We start from the raw sequence: 1,130 nt of genomic DNA, 5'->3' as shown, positions 1-1,130 counted from the left end.
AAAAATACGGGGGAGACCCGTACCTGGAGGCCGCCGCTGCCCTGGGAAACTGGGTTGAAGCCCACGCCAGGGACACCCGGGGGGCGGGAGGTTACACAGGAGGCTACGAGGGAGAAGAGCCCAGTCCGACCAGATTGCTCTGGAAGTCCACCGAGCACAACCTGGACCTCTATGTGGCCTTTGAGCGCCTCTACCGCATCACCGGGGAGTCCGTCTGGCGGGAGCGGGCCGAGCACGCCCGTCAATTCGTGGAGGCCATGTGGAACGACGAGGCGGGCTTCTACTGGACAGGGACACTGGACGACGGGGTGACCATCAACCCCCAGACCGTCCCCCTGGACGCCCAGACCTGGGCGCTTCTGGCCTTCGGCCCTAACGAAAGAACCCGGAGAGCGATCGCCTATGCGGAGGAACACCACCGGGCCACATGGGAAAACTACGAAGGCTTTGACTTCAACGATGACCGGGACATGCCCTGGTTTGAGGGGACGGCCCAGATGGTGGTGGCCTACCACATACTGGGGGAGATCGGGAAAGCCCGCCACTACCTGAACGAACTGCGGGAGGTCCAGGCCACGGCGCCGAACGGCAACGGCAAGGGCATTGTGGCCGCCCCGGCCGACGGCCTGACCACCGGCTTCGGCTGGGAATACTACAACCGGCTGCACGTGGGGGCCACGGCGTGGTTCCTCTTCGCCGAAGGGGGTTACAACCCCTACTGGCCGACGTCCTTCCTCCTCAGCTTCCGAACTTACCTCCCCCTTGTTCGCCGATAGAAACGCCCGGCTCTTTGGGAATCCCTGCAGTTAGGAGACGAAAACTCCACATCGTCACGGTGGTCTGATACTCCAGGCCAAGGGATCGGGCCAGGTCCCGGCCCTCCGGCTCCTCCAGCAGCAGGTCCACATAGGCAAAGCCCATCTCTCCTGCCAGGGCCTGAAGGGCCCTTATCGCCGGGATCAGGTCGGCCTCCGGGGGACCCCAGACGAACCCATCGGCCTGGGTTGGGTTCAGAGGCTGAGCCCGCAGCCCCAACCAGAAGGGCGGAAAGACCCAGCGCCCCCACGGAAGCCCGACCAGGGACCACATCTCCAGTTCATACCACATGTGGCGGCTGGCCTGATACCGAC

At 64.4% G+C, this 1,130-nt stretch carries 2 protein-coding genes; one reads left to right on the top strand and one right to left on the bottom strand.

All coding sequences use genetic code 11. The annotated features are described in order from the left end of the window. Positions 1-257: 257 nt before the first annotated feature. On the top strand, positions 258-776 hold the full coding sequence (locus NZ653_10080; protein MCS7287464.1) for a hypothetical protein: 519 nt from the start codon (positions 258-260) through the stop codon (positions 774-776). On the opposite strand, the gene NZ653_10075 is transcribed toward NZ653_10080, so the two are convergent. After that, a partial coding sequence (locus NZ653_10075; protein MCS7287463.1) for a hypothetical protein occupies positions 739-1,130 on the bottom strand: 392 nt, incomplete at its 5' end. The genes NZ653_10080 and NZ653_10075 overlap by 38 nt on opposite strands.

Source organism: Anaerolineae bacterium (genome assembly GCA_025062375.1).
GTDB lineage: Bacteria > Chloroflexota > Anaerolineae > SpSt-600 > SpSt-600 > SpSt-600.
The sequence above is the reverse complement of the archived record's forward strand: the minus strand, read 5'-3'. Positions and strand labels throughout refer to the sequence as shown.